Raw genomic sequence first — 18,658 nt, 5'->3', positions numbered from 1 at the left:
GGCCCACCTGCTCCGCTTCGTGAGCATGGCCGTCCTTGACGAACCGCCACGCTCCCAAAGCAGGTTCTGTTACTTACTTGGTGCCACCCACAACTGGGCCTTGCGCGCCGCCGGTGGAGGTGGCGGCCGCGTCACGCGCGGCGGAGTTCTGGGCGCGTTTGGCCGCGCGTTTCTCGCGCTTGGCGGCCTTGGCTGCCGCACGGTCGGCCTTGGCGGCCGTGCGTGCCTCAGGCGTCTTGGCCGCACCGCCCATAGGGGCCGCCGAGTTCTGGTCCTGCGCCTTGGCGCTTCCGGGCGGCGTCGTGGTGTCGGTCTGCGCATGAACCTGCGCGCCCAACAGCAGGGCGGAAACAATCGCAGCCGCTGCGGGAATGGATTTCATCGAAAACTTCGTCATGGTCAGTTCCTCTTCGGTTGGCCCATTGATTAATGGCGTGTGAATAAACATGCCCTGATGTGATTACGGGGCTGATTTCAATTTAGGGGCCGGGCCGTGGCGGGCGTGCCGGAGAGCCCCGCCGCGCCATGTAGGACACAGCACCGGCGGCCTGTGGTTGCGCAGCACCTTCTCGCGGCGCGCGCCAAGGCAACGCACTGGCCGGGCGCGCAAATAAGTTTCTGTCCTACAGCCCCCCGAAAAGGCGCCGGGCCACAATCCACTAAAGGTCGCGCCAAGGTGATTGGCAGGCGCGTATGCTGTTCATGCGTGCCCCCCACGTTTGGGCTCCATCTTTGGCTCCCATCACCAACGCTCTCTTTTTTGCACCTCTTCCTATGCAGCCCTCTGTTCCCGATCCTGCCGTTTCTGCTTCCTCCGGCGCCCGCCGCGGCGCGCCTGACGCGCTGTCCGTGGCCGTACCCGTCGCGCCGCCCAAAGCGGGCACGCGGGTGGACATGGCCGCCGTGGAAGCCGACACCCAGACTGCGCTGGCCGCCGTAAGCCCCGAGTCCTCGTTTTCCTTCAAGGTGCTCACGGTCAACATCCACAAGGGCTTCACCTTCTTCAACCGCAAGTTCATCCTGCCCGAGCTGCGTGAAGCCGTGCGCAGCGTGGGCGCCGACGTGGTGTTCCTGCAGGAAGTGACGGGCAATCACGTCAAGCACCCCGACAGGTTCGACAACTACCCCGAGACGCCGCACTACGAATTCCTGGCCGACACCATCTGGCCGCAGTTCGCCTACGGCCGCAACGCCGTCTACACCAACGGCCACCACGGCAACGCGGTGCTGTCGAAATTTCCCATCGTGCGTTTCGAGAACCGCGACGTCTCCATCAGCGGCCCCGAGCGCCGCGGCCTGCTGCACTGCGAGCTGCAGATCCCCGGCCGCAGCGTCAACGTGCACGCCGTCTGTGTGCACCTGGGCCTCATGGAAACCCACCGCGAGCAGCAGATGGACATGCTCTGCGAGCTGGTGCGCAATGACATCCCGCCGCACGCCCCCGTGGTCGTCGCCGGCGACTTCAACGACTGGCGGCACCGCGCCCACGCACGGCTGGAACAAGGCGCCGAGCTGCATGAAGTCTTTGTGCAGGCCAACGGCAAGGCGGCCCGCACCTTTCCCGCCCGCCTGCCCCTGCTGCGCCTGGACCGCATCTATGTGCGCAACGCCATAGGCCATGCGCCCGTGGTGCTGCCGTTGCGGCCCTGGTCGCATCTGTCCGACCACGCGCCCTTGGCGGCAGAAATAGAGCTCTGAACATGAGCAGGTGGGTCAGCGGCAACCAGTTCCACCTGCTCGAGAACGGCGAGGAGTTTTTCCCGCGCGTATTCGAATGCATCGCCGCCGCCAGGCATGAAGTCGTGCTGGAGACCTTCATCCTGTTTGAGGACAAGGTCGGTGAAGAGCTGCACGCCGCCCTGCACCAGGCGGCGCGGCGCGGCGTGCAGGTCGATGTGACCATTGACGGCTACGGCTCGCCCGACCTGTCGCCCGAATTCATCTCCACCCTCACCCGCGCCGGCGTGCGCGTGCACGTGTTCGACCCGGGCCCCAGGCTCTGGGGCTGGCGTACCAACCTGTTTCGCCGCATGCACCGCAAGATCGTGGTGGTCGACGGCGAGCGCGCCTTTGTCGGCGGCATCAACTACTCGGCCGACCACCTGGCCGACTTCGGGCCCCAGGCCAAGCAGGACTACGCCGTTGAAATCGAAGGCCCGCTGGTAGCCGACATCCACAGCTTTGTGCTTCGCGCCCTGGCCGCCGGCCAGCGCAATGCCGGCGCCGAGCCGCAGCCCGGCCTGCGCGAGCGCTTTTCCGACCGCGCGCGTTCACTGGCCGGCGCCTGGCGCGGCGACAGCATTCCCGCGCCGGCGGGCGAGGCCTCCGCGCTCTTCGTCACGCGCGACAACCGCAAGCACACCAACGACATCGAGCGGCACTACCGCGCCGCCATCCGCACCGCGCGCAAGCGCGTCGTCATCGCCAACGCCTACTTCTTCCCCGGCTACCGGCTGCTCAGGGAGATGCGCCACGCCGCGCGGCGCGGCGTGGACGTGCGCCTCATCCTGCAGGGCGAGCCCGACATGGCCATCGTCAAGACCGCCGCCAGCATGCTCTACCACCACCTGCTGGACGCCGGCGTGCGCATTTACGAATACTGCGAGCGGCCGCTGCACGGCAAGGTGGCCGTCATCGACGACGAATGGGCCACCGTGGGCTCCAGCAATCTCGACCCGCTCAGCCTCTCGCTGAACCTGGAGGCCAACGTCGTCATCCGCGACCGCGGCTTCAACCAGGAGCTGGGCGCACGGCTCGACACCCTGATCCAGAACAGCTGCAAACAGGTCACCCATGAAGCCCTCGTGGAACCCACCTGGTGGCGCACCGTGCGCAGCTATTTCGTGTTCCACCTGCTGCGCCGCTACCCGGCCTGGGCCGGCTGGTTGCCGGCGCACACGCCGCGCATCACGCCCGCCCGCCTTCCCACCCCCGCCGGCCCCACCGGCCGCGATCCCGAGCCGGTGAGCCAGGCCAAAGCGTGAGGGCCTGATGGCTTCAAGCAGCAGCCAGACCCTTGCGCGCGTCCCGCTGCGCAGCCGTGCCTGGTGGCCCTGGCTCAGGCGCGGCGCCACCACCGTGTTCTTTGCACTGGTGGCCTGGCTGCTGGTCTCGCAGGCGCGCAACATCGAATGGGCCGAAGTGCTCACCTCGCTCGAAGACTACCCCCTCACCGCCGCCTGGGGCGCCGTGGCCCTGGCCGCGGCCAGCTTCACGCTCTACAGCTGCTTTGACCTGCTGGGCAGGCACTACACCCGCCATGGGCTTGGCACACCCACCGTGATGCTGGTCACCTTCACCAGCTACGCCTTCAACCTCAACCTCGGCTCGATGGTGGGCGGCGTCGCGTTCCGCTTTCGGCTGTACTCGCGCCTGGGCCTCAAGCCCGGCGCCATCACGCGCATCATGTCCATCAGCATGCTGGCCAACTGGATGGGCTATGTGCTGCTGGCCGGCCTGGTGTTCAGCCTGCACCCGCCCACGCTGCCGGCGGACTGGCCCGTCACCGCCGGCCACCTGCGCCTGGCGGGCCTGGCGCTGCTCGCGGCCGCCGCCGCCTACCTGGGCATCTGCACCTTCACGCGCCGGCGCCACTACGTGCTGCGCGGCCACACCATAGAGCTGCCTTCGCCCCGGCTGGCGATGCTGCAACTGCTCATGGGCGCGGGCAACTGGCTCACCATGTCGGGCATCCTGTACATCCTGCTGCAGCACCGCATCGAGTTCTCCGCCGTCGTCAGCGTGCTGCTGCTGGCCGCCGTGGCCGGCGTCATCACCCACATCCCCGCCGGCCTGGGCGTGCTGGAGGCGGTGTTTGTCGCCCTGCTCTCGCACCTCATGCCGCAGGCCGAGCTGCTGGCGGCCCTGGTGGCCTACCGCGTCATCTATTACCTGGTGCCGCTGGGCGTGGCCACGGCCGCTTACCTGGCGATGGAAGCCAGAGCCAAACAACTGCGACGACAAAGGCGCTAGTCCCCGACTTCTGCCGCCCCCGCTCCTTCCCCCGCTGGAGGAAGGCTGGGATGGGGGCTACCGGCGTGCAAATTCAACGCGGCCATGCCATCAAGCGCCGCGGGCCCCCATCCCCACCTTCCCCCAGTGGGGGAAGGAGAAAAGAGGCTTTTAGGCGGGAAAGCCACACGCCATAGGGGTTTTGGGCCTCCACTGTGTCCATAATCACAAAACCCTGTATATTCATACAGTGTTCTGGTTTTGTCTTTCCTGGCGATGCGCCGCCCGCACCCAGGAATTCGGCTTCTTTGCCTACAGCGGCGCTTGAACCCGCCGCCGCACCATGAAGTCTGAGCGTAAAGCGGAAAGGATTTTTGCATGGGCGTGATGAATGACCTGCTGACGACCGACCTCTTTCCCCAGGCCGCGCTGTCTGTTGCGCTGCGCGGCCAGACCGACTTCGAGGGCTTTCGCCGTGCCGCGCGCGGCCTGCTGGCGCAGAACATCCTGCCCGGGCAGGTCAGCTGGCAGTGCGGCGATGCGCCCCTGCAAGCTCCCCAGGCGACTCAAGCCCCGCAAGCCGCCGGTACCGCGCACAGCCCTGCTTTCAGCGACGCACCCGCCGTCAGCGTGCCGCCCGAGTTCCTTGCGCTTTGCCAGGCCGGCGTCATGCATCGCAACCCGCAGCGCTTCCAGCTGCTCTACCGCCTGTTGTGGCGCCTGGTGCATGAGCCCGAACTGCGCCACACGCCGCAGGATGCCGACATGGCGCAAGCCCGGCTCATGGCCGAAGAGGTGCGCGAGGACATCCGCAAGATGAAAGCCCAGGTGCGCTTTCGTTCGGTGCAGGACGACACCTTCAGGGCCCGCCCCCTGGCCGGGCCGCTGCACGTTGCCTGGTATGCGCCTGAACACCATATCGTCGAAGCCGTGGCGCCCACCTTCGCCAAACGCTTTTCCCTGATGCGCTGGGCCATCCTCACGCCCGAGGGCAGCGTTGAATCCGACTACCTCGGCCCGCAGGACTTTGCGGCAGATGCCAGGCCGCCCGGCGAGGGCCTGGCCGCGCTGCGTTTTGGCCCCAACGCCGAACCGCAAGATGCGCCGGCCATGGACGCCGGTCCGCACCACTGGCTGGCGTTTTACGAGCAGGTCTTCCATCCGGCGCGCCTGGCGAGGCGGCGCATGCTGCAAAAGCAGGCAGCGCCGCGGTCCCGCAAAGGACGCGGGCCGGCAAGCCGCACACTCCACGCGGCCCGGGCGCCGGGCTCCAGCCGCGCCGGTGGGCAGTCGCTCTCGCTGTAGCCGCCCAGCCAGCAACCCTCATTCAAGGCCTGCGGGCATCCGATGCCGGCGCTTCAGGCGGCGGCACGGCGTCGCGGCCATCGGTGGCGGTGGCGGTGGGCGGCAAGGTGGGCCGGGACGTCGAGTCGCGCGGGTCCGGTGGCGGTAGCGGCGCATTGTCCGGCGGCAGTTGCGCGCGGCGCGCCGGGTTGCGGTTCAGCGGGTTCTTCAAAGGCGCGGCAGGTTTCTGTGCGGTGCTTGGGTCCGTCGCCGGCGCAGGGGTAGGTGCTGTTGTTGTTTGCGCCAGCGCCCAGGGCCCGGCCAGAAAGGCCAACACAGTGCCAAGCACCAGGGGGATGTAGCGAAGTTGTCGCATGGTCATTCACTCCTTGAAGCCGCGCATTTGAACAAACAGGTGGAGGGTTTTTGCGATTGCGCGGACATATTGCGATTTCACTTTACGCCGATCCAAAGCCAGGGCCGTGGCCGGGATACCGGCTGCGCTGTCAGGCCCGGGCTACAGGTTTTGCCACCAGCTCCTTGAAGCCCGTCTGCGCATCCTGCTCACGCGTGAACACCCAGCCCGGCAAGGGCGCCAGCACAATCTCCGCCGTGGTCCGGATGATGCAGCCCGGCATCACATGGCCGCCGCGCATCTCGCCACGCGCCGTTGCCACGCTGGCATGCAGGTGGACGCCGTCGGCGCTTAGCGTGCCCGACAGCGTGACCAATTCCAGCGGCTCGGCCAGCAGCGTGCCCTCGGGCTGGTCGGCGTAGCGCAAGACGGCTTGGGACAGGCTGCCCACAGCCGAGATGATGCAAGCCGCTGTTGTGTTTTGCCCGGCTTGCAGCTGAGTGAAGGCTTTGGTCAGGGCGGCGCGGAGGTCCTCACCAGGTTGCAGCCGCAGGACGTGGGTTTGGGGCATGTCGTCAGGGTCGTGGTGAGGCTGAAGTCGTTTAAGAGGAAAGAGGATAAGAGGAGAGAGGGCGCCCGCCCTCAATCCTGCCCCTCCCCATTACTGGCCCGGCTACTGCGCCAGATGGCCCGCACCAACCACACCCCGCCGGCCATGGCGCCCATGAACCCCAGGAAACCGAAGGCGGGCAGGCCAAACAGCGTGGGGCCGCCTTTGACGGTCATGACGATGGACGAGCCGATAATGAGCGCGGCAATCACCAGGGCCATCGCCAGGCGGTTGGCGGCGCGGTCCAGCTGGTCGCCCACACGTTTGAGGTGGGCCAGCTCTATCGCCACCTGCACGCGGCCGCGGCGCGCGTTGCGCAGCAGGCGCGACAGGTCGTGCGGCAGCTGGCCGGCCAGCGCCAGGGCGCGGCTGAAGGTGTGCCAGCCGCGGGTGGCCAGGGCCTTGGGCCGGTAGCGCGCGCGCACCACCTGCCGCAGCAGCGGCGTGGCCTCGGTGGCCATGTGAAAGCTGGGGTCCAGCCCACGGCCCATGCCTTCAAGCGAGATGAAGGCCTTGATCAGCAGCGCCAGGTCCGAGGGCAGGCCCAGGTGGTGCTCACGCAGGATGGCGGTGACGTCGGAGAGCATTTGCCCAAGGCTGAGCTGGGCCAACGGCGTGCCGTGGTACTGGTCGACAAAGGACTCGATTTCGGCCTCGAGCTGGGACAGGTTGACGCCGTGCTCGTCGCCGGTCCAGTCGAGCAGCACGTCAGCCACGGCCTGCGGCTGGCGCTCAACCAGGCCCAGCAACAGCTGTAGCAGCTCTTCGCGGCGCCGCTCGGTGAGCCGGCCGACCATGCCGAAGTCGATGAAAGCGATGCGGTTGCCGGGCAGGTAAAACACGTTGCCGGGGTGCGGGTCGGCATGGAAGAGGCCGTCTTCCACGATCATTTTCAGCACGGCGCGGGCGCCGCGGCGGGCCAGCTCGCCGCGGTCGTAACCGGCCTCGGGTGTGAGGCGGTCCAGCGCGCCGCCGGGCACGCCATCGACCAGGTCCTGCACGTTGACGCGCGCGCCGGTGTGGGCCCAGTGCACGCGCGGAATCACGATGTAAGGCAGGGGCGCCATGTTGGCGGCGATGCGCTCGGCATGCCGGCATTCGGCGGCCAGGTCGAGTTCGCGGCGCAGGGACTTGGCGAGTTCGCGCACCAGTTGCTTGAGGCGGTAGGGCTTGAGGGCGGGCAGTTCGGCCTCGGCCAGCGCGGCCAGCCGCTCCATCAGGCGCAGGTCCGCTTCTATGACCTCGGTGATGCCCGGGCGGCGGATCTTGACGACGACCTGCGTGCCGTCATGGAGCTGCGCGCCGTGCACCTGGGCAATGGAGGCGGCGGCCAGCGGCGTGGTGTCGAAGCGGGCAAAGACGGTTTCGGGATCGCCGCCCAGGTCTTCGCGCAGCTGGGGCAGCAGCAGCGCCAGGGGCACGGGCGGCACCTGGCTGTGCAGCTTTTCGAATTCGGTGATCCATTCGGGGCCGAAGAGGTCGGCGCGGCCGGCCAGCACCTGCCCCAGCTTGACGAAGGTGGGGCCCAGCTCTTCCATGGCCAGGCGCACCTGTTCGGCGGGGCCAATGCGGGCGAGGTCGGCCGCGTTGTTCCAGTGCAGCGCATGGCCCGCGCGCTCCAGCTTGTCGGCTAGGCCGAGCCGCCGCACGCTGTCGCCAAAGCCGTGACGGATCAGCACACCGGTGATTTCCGCCAGGCGCGCCATGTCGCGCGCGGCACCCAGGGTTTCGATGAACATCCGCGGATGATAGCCCCGGCTTTTCCGGCCGGACTTGGCATTTGTCAAACAGGCGGATGAGGGGGCTTCAATACCTCAGCCCGGATGAATATTTCCCGGGGCAAGGGCAACCTCACTTCTTGTCCGGCAGCTCGATCTTCACTTCCAGCACATCCAGGTTGTCCTGCCGCTCCAGGTGCAGCTTGATGTGGTCCGGGTTGATGGGAATGTATTTGGCGATCACCGCGATCAGGTCGCGCTGTAGCGCAGGCAGGTAGTCGGGCTTGGGGCTGCGGCCGGTGCGCTCATGCGCCAGGATGATCTGCAAGCGCTCCTTGGCGACGCTCGCGGTTTTCTTTTTCTCGCCGAGCAGGAATGACAGGAAAGACGCCATGTATCACTTCCCCCCGAACCAGCGCTTGAACAGCCCCGGCTTTTGCGCATCGATAAAGCGCATGGGCTTGTCCTTGTCGCCCAGGAAGCGGTCCACCACATCCTTGTAGGCTTCAGACACATCGCTGCCGTTCATGTGCACCGCCGGCACGCCCTGGTTGGAGGCCTGCAGCACCGACTCGGATTCGGGGATCACGCCAATCAGCTTGATGCGCAAAATATCCTGGATGTCTTCCAGTGACAGCATCTGGCCCTGGTCGACGCGGCCGGGGTTATAGCGGGTGATCAACAGGTGTTCCTTGATCGGGTCGCCGCCGGCAATCGCGCGCTGGGTCTTGCTCGAGAGCATGCCCAGGATGCGGTCGGAGTCGCGCACCGATGAGACCTCGGGATTCGTCACCACCAGGGCCTCGTCGGCGAAGTGCATGGCCATCAGGGCGCCGGTTTCTATGCCGGCGGGCGAGTCGCAAACAATGTATTCAAAGTCCATTTCGCCCAGGTCCTTGAGCACTTTCTCGACGCCGCTTTTGGTCAGCGCGTCCTTGTCGCGCGTCTGCGAGGCGGCCAGCACAAACAGGTTGTGGCACTGCTTGTCCTTGATCAGGGCCTGGTTCAGCGTGGCCTCGCCCTGGATGACGTTGATCAGGTCGTACACCACCCGGCGTTCGCAACCCATGATCAGGTCCAGGTTGCGCAGGCCCACGTCAAAGTCGATGACCGCGGTTTTATGGCCGCGCAGCGCCAGGCCGGTGGCAAAACTGGCGCTGGTGGTGGTTTTGCCCACACCGCCCTTGCCGGAGGTGACCACAATGATTTTTGCCATGCTTGAATTTCCTTGGAAACGGGAGAGAAAGAGAGAGTGAGGGTGTGTATGTCAATGCCTGCGCAGCACCCCGTTCGCCCTGAGCCTGTCGAAGGGCTTGGATCCTTCGACAGGCTCAGGACGAACGGGATACCGGGTGGACGGGTGAAGCGGAAAAGCGCACATGCTTCAAGCCGCCATGACATTCATCACCAGCTTGTCGCCCTCGTCACCGGGCACCAGCCGCACCTGCGTGGGCTTGCCGGCCATGCCGGGCGGCAGCGGGTGTTCGCTGGTGCGGTAGACACCGGCGATCGACAGCAGCTCGGCCTCCAGCGCCAGCGAGAAGATGCGCGCTTCGGTGTTGCCGCGCGCGCCGGCCATGGCTTTTCCGCGCAGCGGTGCATAAACATGGATGTGGCCGTCGGCAATCACTTCGGCGCCGGCRTTGACCATGGCCAGCACCACCAGGTCGCGGCCGCGCGCATACACCTGCTGGCCGGAGCGCAGCGGCTTGTCGACCACCAAGGCGCCCAGGGGAGCGRCAACAGGCGGGGCGGCAACCGGCGCCGGAGCGGATGGCGCGGGCGCGGCCGCCGTGGGCCGTGGCGCCACCAGGTGCGCATCCGGCACGGGCAACAGGCCGGCCTGCAACGCGGCCGCCGTCTGCGCGGGGCTGCCGCCTTTGACGGCGATGGGCACGAGCTGGTAGCTGCCCAGCAGGCTGATGAGGGCGGGAAAGTCAATTTCGCCCGACGCCTGCGGCAGGGGCGAGAGGTCGATCATCAGCGCGTCCTGGTCGAAGAAGTCGGGGATATCGCCAAAGCGGGCTTCAAGTTCACGCGCCAGGGCGACGAGGTCGGTGGACTTGAGCAGCAAGGCCACCAAGGGCAGGTTGGCGCTTTTGATTTCAAAGGTGGCGGGAGTGGTGGCCTGGAGGGCGACAGTCATAGGCTGGTCATAGGCGGCTCATCGGCGCTGGGGAAAAGCAAAGGAAAAGCAAAGCGCGAAAGAAAAAAAGATGGCCGAGGGTAGCCCCTGAAGCGGCATATCCCGGCGCACGCTTTGTCGCACTTGTGAGCGGGTGAAACTCCCGGGCCGCGCGTGCACGCCCCTGGTGCGCACCGCCGCCCGTCGCCCGAACACGCGCCAGCATTGAATGCATGCGGCTTGCACCCATATGCGGGGTTCATCACCGGACCCCGTTCATGAACTTCCTGCCGCTGGCGCTTGTTACCGCCTTGCTCCATGTTTACATTGGCGCACGCCTTGTCCCCGGGCTTGAGGCCCTTCCCCTTGTCCAGTGGCTGCTCATCATCGGCCTGGCCCTGTCCGCCTTGCTGATACCTTTGGGCCTGATGGCGGGGCGCGTGGCTCGGCAGCCCCTGGCCGACGTGCTGACCTGGGTGGGCCTGCTGTTCATGGGCTTGTTCTCTTCCCTGTTCGTGCTCACGCTGGCCCGCGACGCCGGCCTGCTGCTGCTGTGGCTGGCCGACATGGCAGCGCCCGGCCGCCTGCCGCTGGCCTGGCTGCGCATCGCCTCGGCAGAAGCCGTGCCTGTGCTGGGCGTGCTGGTCACCTTGCTGGGATTCGTGAACGCGCGGCGCACCGCGGCTGTCGTCAAGGTGGATGTGCCCATCAAAGGCCTGCCGCCCGCGCTGCAGGGCTTTACCCTGGCGCAGCTGAGCGACATCCACGTCGGCCCGACCATCAAGCAGCGGTACCTGCGCCGCATCGTCGACAAGGTCAATGCGCTGGATGCCGACGTGGTCGCCATCACCGGCGACCTGGTCGACGGCAAGGTCAGCGAACTCGCGGCCCACACCGCGCCGCTGGCCGATCTGAAATCACGCCACGGCACTTACGTGGTGACCGGCAACCACGAGTACTACTCCGGCGCCCACGCCTGGGTCGATGAACTGCGCCGCCTGGGCCTGACCGTGCTGATGAACCAGCACGTGGTCATCCAGCCGCCCGGCCAGGGCGACAAGCCCCTGGTGCTCGCCGGCGTGACCGACTACAGCGCAGGCCACTTCGACCCGGCCCACCGCAGCGACCCCGAGGCCGCACTGCGCGGCGCGCCGCTGGACGCCGTGCGCGTGCTGCTGGCCCACCAGCCGCGCAGCGCCCCTGCGGCGGCCAGGGCCGGCTTTGATCTGCAGCTCTCAGGCCATACGCATGGCGGGCAGTTTTATCCCTGGAACCTGTTTGTGCGGTTTCAGCAGCCGTTTACCGCCGGCTTGCACAAGCTGCAGAACCTGTGGGTCTACACCAGCCGCGGGACCGGGTATTGGGGGCCGCCCAAGCGGTTTGGGGCGCCTTCCGAGATCACTTTTTTGAGGTTGGTGGCGGGGTAGTTTTTTCCAGTCCGTGCTCCCCCCCTGGGTTTGTAGGCCTGTTCGCACACGCGCTCGGGCCCTGCTGCAGTGACGCGCGGCCCTGCGGGGGCCTAAAGTGGACTCATCACACATCGTTTGCACACCGTTTGCACACCGTTTGTTTGTTGTGCGCAGGAGACCCTCATGAAAGCACCCCATCCTTCTTTTCGCTATTCGCGCATGTTGCAGGCGCTGCTTGCGGCCGCGCTGATTGTGCCGCCGGCATTCGCGCAAATGAGCATCGGGTCGGCCGGCGGCGGCCGCCCGGCGGCTCGCGGTCTTACGAGCGGCAGCACCGGCACTGCTGGCGCCACCGGCACGTCCGCCAATACGGGCACGGGCGGCACCACCATCAACGGCAACAACACCGGCACCGGCGTGACCAACACCAACCAGGGGACCGGCACCATAGGCACCACGACCGGCAACGCCAACGGCACGGGAACGACAGGCACCAACACGAACACAGGCACCGGCACGGGTGGCACCAACATCAATGGCAACAACACCGGCACCGGTGTGACCAACACCAATACCGGCACCGCGACCGGCGGGACTCTGGGAACCGATGGAACCGGCGCGCCCAGGCCTGTGGCCCATCCGCTGAACCGCAACCCGGCCAGCCGCGCAGCATTCAGTGCGCCGGCACAGCCTGTGCCCAGCGATCCGCGTGACTCCAGCACCCGGCCGGCAGAGGACCCCTCCGTGCCCGCGGCGCCCGACCCGCGCGACAGCACGCGGTAAAGCGTGAGGCAGCGCTACAGAGGCGCTACAGCTTGAGCTGCGCTGGCAAATACTTCGCCATCAAGTCGTCGTAATACGGCTTGAGTTCGGCCAGCACCGGCGGCTTGTCGTTCTTGGAATAAAGGTCGTAAGGGTTGAACCGCTGCACCCACGCCAGGTGCGCGGCATCCTGCGCGTCCGTCAGGTGCCCATACGCCCCCTCGCGATGCCAGGCGTAAAACGAGTGGTAGCGGATCATGTACAGCGCCGGCAACGGCAAATACGGCTTCATCAACTGGTACAGGTACTCGTCATGCCCCCATGACATGTGCACCGCGTCCAGCCCGCAGCCGGGGGTGTAGATGCCGTTCTCCGTGTTGTAGCGCGCATCGGCGCTGTCGGGGTTGAGCGCGAAGTACTCCGGGTACACCACGCGCTCTGAGAAACGGCAGCCCACCGGAAAGGTGTCGCCCACCACCGCCCATTGCGGCTCGCCAAACAGGCACAGCACCTTGCCCAGGTCGTGGATAAAACCCGTCAGCACAAACCAGTCGGGGTGGCCGTCGGCGCGTATGGCTTCGGCGGTCTGCAGCAGGTGGCTGATCTGCGGCAGCTCGATGTCCGGGTCGGACTCGTCGACCAGGGTATTGAGGAATTCCAGCGCCGCCCAGGGTGTCATCTCGCGCTGTGTAAAGCCCAGCCACTGCGCTTTCTTCTTCAGCACAAAGTCCAGCGTCTGGTGCTGGTGGTTGTTGCGGTAAAAGTTGCGCACCCTCTCTATGCCGGGCTGGTCGTAGTCGCGGTAGGCGGCGCGATCGGGTTCGCTGGCAAGCAGGGCGGTCTGGTGTTGCGGCGTGATGGCGTTCATCACACGATTGTAGAAAGCACCGCCACTGCGTGCAAACCCGCTGGCGCGCCGGGCCGCAGCGGCTATATTGGCGTCACCATCGCCTCGGGGCACACCCATGCTACGCAGACACCTCCTTCGCACCCTGGCCGCCGGCCTGCTGCCGGCCTCGGCATGCCTCACGGGTGTCATGGCCCAGGCCCAGCCCAAAATCGGCGTGCTCATGCTGCACGGCAAAAGCCCCGGCAGCAACAACGATCCCAACATGAGCCGGCTCAAGCCCGTGCTCGAAGGCGCGGGCATGCTGGTGCTCTACCCCGACATGCCCTGGTCGCGCAACCGCTACCTCGACGGCAACTTCGACCTGGCCATGGCCGAGATGGCCGCCCACGTCAAAACCCTGCGCAGCCAGGGCGCCACCGCCATCATCATCGCCGGCCACAGCATGGGCGCGCCGGCCGCCATGGGTTTTGCCGCGCGCGGCGGCGACGTGCAGGCCCTGGTGCTGCTGGCGCCCGGCCATGTGCCCGCGCGCTACTACGCCTTCCAGCAAAACACCTCGGTGCGCGAAAGCGTCGACCAGGCCCGCAAGCTGGTCGCCGAAGGCAAGGGCGATTCGCGTGAACGCTTTTACGACATCAACCAGGGCAAGCAGCAGCCCGTGACCGCCACCGCAAAAGACTACCTGAGCTACTTCGACCCCGCGTCCGACGCCGACATGGGCGTGACCGCGCCGCGCATTCCCGCCGGCACGCCCGTGCTCACCGTCGTGGGCGAGGAGGACGGCATCAGCAAATACGCCAGGCCCTACTTCGCCGACAAGCTGCCCGCCAACCCCAAAAGCCAGTACCTTGAAATCAAGGCCAACCACCTGAGCACACCCGTCGTCGCCAGCGAGGCCGTCGTGCAGTGGATCAAGGCCGCCGTAGCGAATTGAGCAGCAGCCAAGAGAAGAAAGAGGCCGACACCATGAACACCCATCCCTGCCTTCACCGCCTGCGGCAATGGCTCTGGCTGCTGCCGGGCCTGTGCGCCCTGCTGGCCGGCCCTGCCGCCATCGCGCAAAGCGCCGCACCCCGCGTCGTCGACATCCCCACGCGCCCCGGCGTTACCCAACGCTTTGTCTACATCGCGCCAGCAGGTGCGCCCAAAGCCTCCGTCATCCTCTTCGCGGGCGGCCATGGCGGCCTGCAGATCAAGGACGGGGGCAGTTTTGGCTGGGGCGATGGCAACTTCCTCGTGCGTACGCGCCAGCTGTTTGCCGACGCCGGCCTGGCCGTCGCCGTCATCGACGCGCCTTCCGACAAACAGTCGCCGCCCTACCTCTCGGGCAACCGGCAGCGGCCCGAGCACCGCGCCGATGTGCTGGCCGCCATTGCCTGGCTCAAGCAGCAATCACTCGCGCCTGTGTGGCTGGTCGGCACCAGCCGCGGCACCCAGTCGGCCGCCTACATCGCCACCGAGGCCTCGCCCGCCCAGGGCGGCCCCGACGGCCTGGTGCTGACATCCAGCATCCTGCTGGACCCCAACGGCCGCGCCGTGCCCAAAATGCCGCTGGAAAAACTCGCCATCCCTGTATTGGTGGTCCACCATGAAAACGACGGCTGCAAGGTCTGCCCCTACAGCGAGATCCCGGCCATGATGGAAAAACTGGGCAAAACACCCAAAGCCGAGCTCATCAGCGTCAGCGGCGGCCAAAGCCGCGGCGACCCCTGCGAGGCCATGGCCTACCACGGCTTTAACGGACTGGAGGCCGACGTGGTCGGCAGGATCAGCCGCTGGGTGATTGCGGCCAAGCCTTGAGAGAAAGAAGAAGACGGGCCGCTCAAGCCTGCTCAGGCTTGTCCTGCGGCAGGTCACTGGGGCGGCTGCCCACAGCCGCATGATTGAGCGCCAGGCTCACACCCGCGCGCTTCTCCGCCTTCTGCATGGTGTCCATCACATCCGGGTCCGGCGCCACACCCCAGGCCATGGCGGTGGTCAGCACCACCAGCGAAGGGATGGCGCGCAGATAGCGAGGGCGGAATAAAAAGTCGGCAAGCTTCTTCATGGCATTGAACCCCGGCAACAAAAAATCAACGAGGATTCGATGCTGCGCCGCCAGGCTTAGGCCTGTGCGTCTGCCATGTTGCGGTTTGTAAGGAAATGCCTCAGCGGCAGGTAAAGACGCCGCACTCAAAACCAAATGTCCGTTCGGGCTGAGCCTGTCGAAGCCATACCCCCCTCCGTTCGGGCTGAGGTATCGAAGCCCCCCACGCATGAGGCACCAAACCCTTGGCTACCTCAGGGCGAACGGGCGTTGTATGCCCTTCAAGACCCCGGCCCACCAGGAAACCCGCCTCATTCCCGCAGAAACCGGTTCACACTCGCCATCACCACTTCGGCCTGGTCCTTGTGCGCCTCGTGGCCCGCGAAGGGGATGTTCAGCAGCTTCGCCCCCTGCACCTGCTCCACCAGCTCGACCACACTCGCGCGCGACACCAGGTGGTCTTCATCGCCGCGCACCGCCAGCAAAGGGCAGCGGATGCGTTTGACGCTCTCGCCCGGGTAGCCGCTGCCGCTGTCATCCAGCCACATGGGCACGATGGCCTCAATGAGGCCCGCAAAATCAGGCTGGGGATTAAGGTCCCGGTAAAGCGCCACCGTCTCAGGAAACTTCTTTGTCCAGCTCTCCGCCGTCACGCTGCCCAGCAGCTTGCGCACCGGGTCGTCGGGCTTGAGCATCTTGTCTGTGCCAATCACCACCAGCTTGTCTACGCATGAGTCTGCCTTCGCAGCCATGCGCAGCGCCGTGATGCCGCCGTCGCTGAAGCCCACCACGCTGCAGCGTTCAACGCCCAGGTGCTTCAGCACGGCAGCGGCATCAAGGGCAAGACGCTCGTAGCTCAGGGCGGCCGTGCCCAGCGTGGACTTGCCGTGGCCGCGGCTGTCGATGGCAATCAGCCTGAAGCGCTGTTTCAGCAGCGGCAGCACGCCGTTGAAGTCCCCCATGGTGCCCAGCCCGCCGTGCAGAAACAGCAGCGCCGAGCCGGCGTCGTCGCCGTGGACTTCGAAGTAAATCTTCGCGCTGTCCAGCATCAGGTGCTCGCCGCTTCGATGATTGAAGTTTTCCACAGTCACTCCTTTTGAGGACAGCGGCGCCCGAGGGCCCCGCACGCACCATCATCAGCGCCCCGTCGTACCCCGCCGCGCCTGCAGCTGGTTGCTGCCGCCCACATGCGACTCGCGGTCATGGCGGCTGTTGGCCGTGCGCTGGCCTTCGTTCTTCTGCGTGGGTTTCTGTTCGCCCACCTGGTTGAAGTCGTTCTCTACCTTGCCGCCGTGGCCTGATGCGGAGGCCTTGGGGCTGGTGTTAGTGCCGGTGTTGGTGGTGTCCTGCTCGATGGTCGGGTCGGCAGCGGTGCCGGTAATGCCCACGCTGCGCTGAACATTCGGTTTGCCGGGTTTGTTGGCCATGGTGTGGTCTCCTTGTGAAGGGTGTTGAATTCACGCCCACGCCCAAAGGAAGGCGAAGGCGGTGCCTGTCAACCCATTCTGGAAACCACACGATCCTGCCCATGTCAGACAGCACCCCGTACCCAGGCGCGACAAGGCGAGGCTTAAGACAAACCCCGGCCGGCGCCAAAGGCGCTCAGCCCGCCGACATATCCGAGAACTGCGCCTCAATCTTGTGCCCATCCAGGTCACGCACAAAACACCCGTAATACTGCGGCCCATACAAAGGCCGCGGCCCCGGCGCACCATCACCGATGCCGCCCAGCTCCAGCGCCTTGGCATAAAAGGCATCCACCTGTGCTTTGGAAACGGCCAGAAAGCCAAAATGCGAGCCATTGCCCACCTGCGCCCTGCCCCCGTCATGCGGCACCCCAACCCAGAACTCCGGAAACGCCCGCCCAAATGCAATGGCCCCGGGGTGCTCCATGATCACCTTGATCTCCAGCGCGCCCAGCACGGCGGTGTAGAAGGCCTTGGCGCGTGGGAAGTCGTTGGTGCCTAGGGAGACGTGGGAGATGATGCTGGATGGGAGGGAGGGGGTGTTGGGCATGGGCTTTGTCCTAAAGTAATTGGAAAATTGAGCTTACTTAGGCTCGCGCGACCAGACAACAAATGCCCTACGTCTTGGATGGCTACACGCACACCTCAACCGGTCAAGACAGCTAAGACAGTCTGGTCAATCAATGAATAGCTTGCTAAGCTCCACCAATGAGAATTAGCAGTGCGGATTGGGCAATGAGGATGGCCGCCTTTGAACAAGTCCGCCAATTACAAAAAACCAGAGACCAGCTCACCGGTGCGGATCTCGCAAAAGGCTTCCAGTTCGAGGGACAACGCATCCCCCTTGTGAACCCGCAACGCGGAATCTTCAAGCCGCGTCAAATGGAAACTCTGCTATCCATCAAGACCGTCTTTCCGAAACCCGGCGCAAAGATCTGGTACGACGACCAACGCAGCGTTCACAAGCAAATTTACGACGGTGAAGAGACCGTCGACTACTCGTTCATGGGGACCGACCCGAACGTAGCCGACAACAGATGGCTCAAGGAGGCAATGGATCGCCGCGTCCCCATCCTGTATTTTTTGGGCGTATCACCTGGACGCTATCAAGCTTTCGTTTCCGCGTTCATTGAAAGCTGGCACCCAAACGAGGCCAAAGTGAAAGTGTCATTCAGCGATCTAGATCTGGGCGGTATTCCCAAGGTATCTGAAAACAGCTTGGCACGTCGATATGCACTTCGTCAGGTTAAACAGCGGCTGCATCAAGCCTCGTTCCGAGATGCAGTTATTAGTGCATATGGCAACCGCTGCGCGTTGTCAGGAATGCCTGAGCCAATGCTTCTGGACGCAGCTCACATCATTTCAGATGGCAACGAGGAGCTCGGTCATGCGATTGTTCCAAATGGAATTCCTTTGACAAAGATTCATCACGCAGCCTTCGATGCTCATCTCATTGGCATTGACCCAGACTTCCGCATCCACGTCTCCGCTCGATTGCTCATCCAAAAAGATGGGCCTATGTTGGAGGTCATGCAACGACTTCACGGACAACTCATTAAGCAACCCATTCGAGTGGAAGATGCCCCAGATCGCGATCGTCTGGCGCATCGCTTCGAGATGTTCAGAGCGGCCGCATAGCGCGAAAACCCGCAGCCTGGCAAACACCAGGGCGTTCGGTCATCATTAAAGAACCGATGTTGAATTGCACTGAAGTCTGACCCGAGTTTTCCATCGAATATTGACCCACACTCTTTGTGAGCAGAAGGTGCTCACGATGTGGATAAGTTCTTGGTTTTCTCCTTTTTTGGCTGAGTGTGTGGATCTGCCTCAAAGTGCGCCGCTGTTTCCGCGATTTTGTTGCCTCGATATCCAGCCAGGTGGCCAGCTTCTCGGCGTAGGGATCGAGCTTGCTTGAGCTGGCCCGCCTTGGGTACTTGGGCTCGCTCTCTTCCGACCGCAGGTGCTTCTTTATTGTGTTGCGAGCCAGGCCTGTACGCCTTGAGATCTCGCGGATGGACATCTGATCCCTCAATGCCCAACGTCTGATGACATTCAATGTCGCCACGTCTATCACTCCTAATTTCCCCTGCTTTTAAAACAAG

Annotated in this window: 21 protein-coding genes and 1 pseudogene; 9 read left to right on the top strand and 13 right to left on the bottom strand. The window is 65.1% G+C overall.

The genetic code is table 11. From position 1 onward, the window contains the following. Nucleotides 1-73 precede the first annotated feature (73 nt). Entirely contained in the window at nt 74-397 is a 324-nt protein-coding gene (locus AC1DXS_RS02200) for a hypothetical protein (protein WP_477735945.1), read from the bottom strand. 497 nt (nt 398-894) lie between these two features. Here AC1DXS_RS02200 and AC1DXS_RS02195 point away from each other — a divergent pair, with 497 nt between their 5' ends. The 4 genes from AC1DXS_RS02195 (at nt 895) to AC1DXS_RS02180 (ending at nt 5,256) form a co-directional block, all read left to right on the top strand. Beyond that, nucleotides 895-1,698: an endonuclease/exonuclease/phosphatase family protein gene (locus AC1DXS_RS02195; protein ID WP_477735990.1), complete on the top strand. Its 804-nt coding sequence runs from the start codon at nt 895-897 to the stop codon at nt 1,696-1,698. Between the two features lie 2 nt (nt 1,699-1,700). Further along, nucleotides 1,701-2,984, top strand: a complete 1,284-nt coding sequence (clsB, locus tag AC1DXS_RS02190; protein WP_477735944.1) for a cardiolipin synthase ClsB — start codon at nt 1,701-1,703, stop codon at nt 2,982-2,984. 7 nt (nt 2,985-2,991) lie between these two features. Continuing rightward, nucleotides 2,992-3,972 carry a lysylphosphatidylglycerol synthase domain-containing protein gene (locus AC1DXS_RS02185; RefSeq protein WP_477735943.1) on the top strand — a complete coding sequence of 327 codons (981 nt, stop codon included), beginning with the start codon at nt 2,992-2,994 and terminating at the stop codon, nt 3,970-3,972. Nucleotides 3,973-4,329: 357 nt separating this feature from the next. Beyond that, nucleotides 4,330-5,256: a TIGR03915 family putative DNA repair protein gene (locus AC1DXS_RS02180; protein ID WP_477735942.1), complete on the top strand. Its 927-nt coding sequence runs from the start codon at nt 4,330-4,332 to the stop codon at nt 5,254-5,256. Between the two features lie 22 nt (nt 5,257-5,278). On the opposite strand, the gene AC1DXS_RS02175 is transcribed toward AC1DXS_RS02180, so the two are convergent. The 6 genes from AC1DXS_RS02175 to minC form a co-directional block, all read right to left on the bottom strand. Further along, on the bottom strand, nt 5,279-5,611 hold the full coding sequence (locus AC1DXS_RS02175; protein ID WP_477735941.1) for a hypothetical protein: 333 nt from the start codon (nt 5,609-5,611) through the stop codon (nt 5,279-5,281). 130 nt (nt 5,612-5,741) lie between these two features. After that, entirely contained in the window at nt 5,742-6,161 is a 420-nt protein-coding gene (locus AC1DXS_RS02170) for a PPC domain-containing DNA-binding protein (protein WP_477735940.1), read from the bottom strand. Between the two features lie 71 nt (nt 6,162-6,232). Further along, on the bottom strand, nt 6,233-7,939 hold the full coding sequence (locus AC1DXS_RS02165) for an ABC1 kinase family protein (protein ID WP_477735939.1): 1,707 nt from the start codon (nt 7,937-7,939) through the stop codon (nt 6,233-6,235). A 112-nt stretch (nt 7,940-8,051) separates the two neighbouring features. Continuing rightward, a complete protein-coding gene (gene minE, locus AC1DXS_RS02160; RefSeq protein ID WP_007862727.1) occupies nt 8,052-8,312 on the bottom strand; it encodes a cell division topological specificity factor MinE in 261 nt (86 codons plus the stop codon). Nucleotides 8,313-8,315: 3 nt separating this feature from the next. After that, nucleotides 8,316-9,134 (bottom strand): septum site-determining protein MinD, encoded by an 819-nt coding sequence (minD, locus tag AC1DXS_RS02155; RefSeq protein WP_007862728.1) that lies wholly within the window; start codon nt 9,132-9,134, stop codon nt 8,316-8,318. A 168-nt stretch (nt 9,135-9,302) separates the two neighbouring features. Continuing rightward, complete coding sequence (minC, locus tag AC1DXS_RS02150; protein WP_477735938.1) at nt 9,303-10,064, bottom strand: septum site-determining protein MinC; 762 nt, start codon at nt 10,062-10,064, stop codon at nt 9,303-9,305. Nucleotides 10,065-10,321: 257 nt separating this feature from the next. Between minC and AC1DXS_RS02145 the strand changes: the two genes are divergently transcribed. Both AC1DXS_RS02145 and AC1DXS_RS02140 read left to right on the top strand, forming a co-directional pair. Further along, the gene (locus AC1DXS_RS02145) at nt 10,322-11,470 is read left to right on the top strand and encodes a metallophosphoesterase (RefSeq protein WP_477735937.1); all 1,149 of its coding nucleotides are present in this window, start codon (nt 10,322-10,324) and stop codon (nt 11,468-11,470) included. A gap of 165 nt (nt 11,471-11,635) precedes the next feature. Further along, nucleotides 11,636-12,235, top strand: coding sequence for a hypothetical protein (locus tag AC1DXS_RS02140; RefSeq protein ID WP_477735936.1), 600 nt, complete (start codon nt 11,636-11,638; stop codon nt 12,233-12,235). A 25-nt stretch (nt 12,236-12,260) separates the two neighbouring features. Here the strand turns inward: AC1DXS_RS02140 and AC1DXS_RS02135 are convergent, their stop codons facing one another. Further along, the gene (locus tag AC1DXS_RS02135; RefSeq protein WP_477735935.1) at nt 12,261-13,082 is read right to left on the bottom strand and encodes an inositol oxygenase family protein; all 822 of its coding nucleotides are present in this window, start codon (nt 13,080-13,082) and stop codon (nt 12,261-12,263) included. Nucleotides 13,083-13,179: 97 nt separating this feature from the next. Between AC1DXS_RS02135 and AC1DXS_RS02130 the strand changes: the two genes are divergently transcribed. Beyond that, nucleotides 13,180-13,998 (top strand): alpha/beta fold hydrolase, encoded by an 819-nt coding sequence (locus tag AC1DXS_RS02130; protein ID WP_477735934.1) that lies wholly within the window; start codon nt 13,180-13,182, stop codon nt 13,996-13,998. A 32-nt stretch (nt 13,999-14,030) separates the two neighbouring features. After that, nucleotides 14,031-14,864 carry an alpha/beta hydrolase family protein gene (locus AC1DXS_RS02125; protein WP_477735933.1) on the top strand — a complete coding sequence of 278 codons (834 nt, stop codon included), beginning with the start codon at nt 14,031-14,033 and terminating at the stop codon, nt 14,862-14,864. Nucleotides 14,865-14,886: 22 nt separating this feature from the next. Here the strand turns inward: AC1DXS_RS02125 and AC1DXS_RS02120 are convergent, their stop codons facing one another. The 4 genes from AC1DXS_RS02120 to AC1DXS_RS02105 form a co-directional block, all read right to left on the bottom strand. Further along, nucleotides 14,887-15,111, bottom strand: coding sequence for a hypothetical protein (locus tag AC1DXS_RS02120; protein ID WP_477735932.1), 225 nt, complete (start codon nt 15,109-15,111; stop codon nt 14,887-14,889). A 290-nt stretch (nt 15,112-15,401) separates the two neighbouring features. Then, nucleotides 15,402-16,175 (bottom strand): alpha/beta fold hydrolase, encoded by a 774-nt coding sequence (locus AC1DXS_RS02115; RefSeq protein ID WP_477735931.1) that lies wholly within the window; start codon nt 16,173-16,175, stop codon nt 15,402-15,404. A 51-nt stretch (nt 16,176-16,226) separates the two neighbouring features. Then, nucleotides 16,227-16,517, bottom strand: a complete 291-nt coding sequence (locus tag AC1DXS_RS02110; protein WP_477735930.1) for a hypothetical protein — start codon at nt 16,515-16,517, stop codon at nt 16,227-16,229. Between the two features lie 175 nt (nt 16,518-16,692). After that, entirely contained in the window at nt 16,693-17,106 is a 414-nt protein-coding gene (locus AC1DXS_RS02105; RefSeq protein ID WP_477735929.1) for a VOC family protein, read from the bottom strand. A gap of 185 nt (nt 17,107-17,291) precedes the next feature. Between AC1DXS_RS02105 and AC1DXS_RS02100 the strand changes: the two genes are divergently transcribed. Then, a complete protein-coding gene (locus AC1DXS_RS02100) occupies nt 17,292-18,194 on the top strand; it encodes an HNH endonuclease (RefSeq protein WP_477735928.1) in 903 nt (300 codons plus the stop codon). Nucleotides 18,195-18,372: 178 nt separating this feature from the next. On the opposite strand, the pseudogene AC1DXS_RS02095 reads toward AC1DXS_RS02100, so the two are convergent. Next, nucleotides 18,373-18,630, bottom strand: a pseudogene (locus tag AC1DXS_RS02095) (IS21 family transposase); the annotation flags it as partial. Nucleotides 18,631-18,658: the final 28 nt, after the last annotated feature.

Source organism: Polaromonas sp. P3_B1, from assembly GCF_056402935.1.
The sequence above is the reverse complement of the archived record's forward strand: the minus strand, read 5'-3'. Positions and strand labels throughout refer to the sequence as shown.

Coding starts and splice junctions, on each gene's coding strand:
- AC1DXS_RS02200 (WP_477735945.1), bottom strand. CDS start 397: ATGACGAAGTTTTCGATGAAATCCATTCCCGCAGCGGCTGCGATTGTT.
- AC1DXS_RS02195 (WP_477735990.1), top strand. CDS start 895: ATGGCCGCCGTGGAAGCCGACACCCAGACTGCGCTGGCCGCCGTAAGC.
- clsB (WP_477735944.1), top strand. CDS start 1,701: ATGAGCAGGTGGGTCAGCGGCAACCAGTTCCACCTGCTCGAGAACGGC.
- AC1DXS_RS02185 (WP_477735943.1), top strand. CDS start 2,992: ATGGCTTCAAGCAGCAGCCAGACCCTTGCGCGCGTCCCGCTGCGCAGC.
- AC1DXS_RS02180 (WP_477735942.1), top strand. CDS start 4,330: ATGGGCGTGATGAATGACCTGCTGACGACCGACCTCTTTCCCCAGGCC.
- AC1DXS_RS02175 (WP_477735941.1), bottom strand. CDS start 5,611: ATGCGACAACTTCGCTACATCCCCCTGGTGCTTGGCACTGTGTTGGCC.
- AC1DXS_RS02170 (WP_477735940.1), bottom strand. CDS start 6,161: ATGCCCCAAACCCACGTCCTGCGGCTGCAACCTGGTGAGGACCTCCGC.
- AC1DXS_RS02165 (WP_477735939.1), bottom strand. CDS start 7,939: ATGTTCATCGAAACCCTGGGTGCCGCGCGCGACATGGCGCGCCTGGCG.
- minE (WP_007862727.1), bottom strand. CDS start 8,312: ATGGCGTCTTTCCTGTCATTCCTGCTCGGCGAGAAAAAGAAAACCGCG.
- minD (WP_007862728.1), bottom strand. CDS start 9,134: ATGGCAAAAATCATTGTGGTCACCTCCGGCAAGGGCGGTGTGGGCAAA.
- AC1DXS_RS02145 (WP_477735937.1), top strand. CDS start 10,322: ATGAACTTCCTGCCGCTGGCGCTTGTTACCGCCTTGCTCCATGTTTAC.
- AC1DXS_RS02140 (WP_477735936.1), top strand. CDS start 11,636: ATGAAAGCACCCCATCCTTCTTTTCGCTATTCGCGCATGTTGCAGGCG.
- AC1DXS_RS02135 (WP_477735935.1), bottom strand. CDS start 13,082: ATGAACGCCATCACGCCGCAACACCAGACCGCCCTGCTTGCCAGCGAA.
- AC1DXS_RS02130 (WP_477735934.1), top strand. CDS start 13,180: ATGCTACGCAGACACCTCCTTCGCACCCTGGCCGCCGGCCTGCTGCCG.
- AC1DXS_RS02125 (WP_477735933.1), top strand. CDS start 14,031: ATGAACACCCATCCCTGCCTTCACCGCCTGCGGCAATGGCTCTGGCTG.
- AC1DXS_RS02120 (WP_477735932.1), bottom strand. CDS start 15,111: ATGAAGAAGCTTGCCGACTTTTTATTCCGCCCTCGCTATCTGCGCGCC.
- AC1DXS_RS02110 (WP_477735930.1), bottom strand. CDS start 16,517: ATGGCCAACAAACCCGGCAAACCGAATGTTCAGCGCAGCGTGGGCATT.
- AC1DXS_RS02105 (WP_477735929.1), bottom strand. CDS start 17,106: ATGCCCAACACCCCCTCCCTCCCATCCAGCATCATCTCCCACGTCTCC.
- AC1DXS_RS02100 (WP_477735928.1), top strand. CDS start 17,292: ATGAGGATGGCCGCCTTTGAACAAGTCCGCCAATTACAAAAAACCAGA.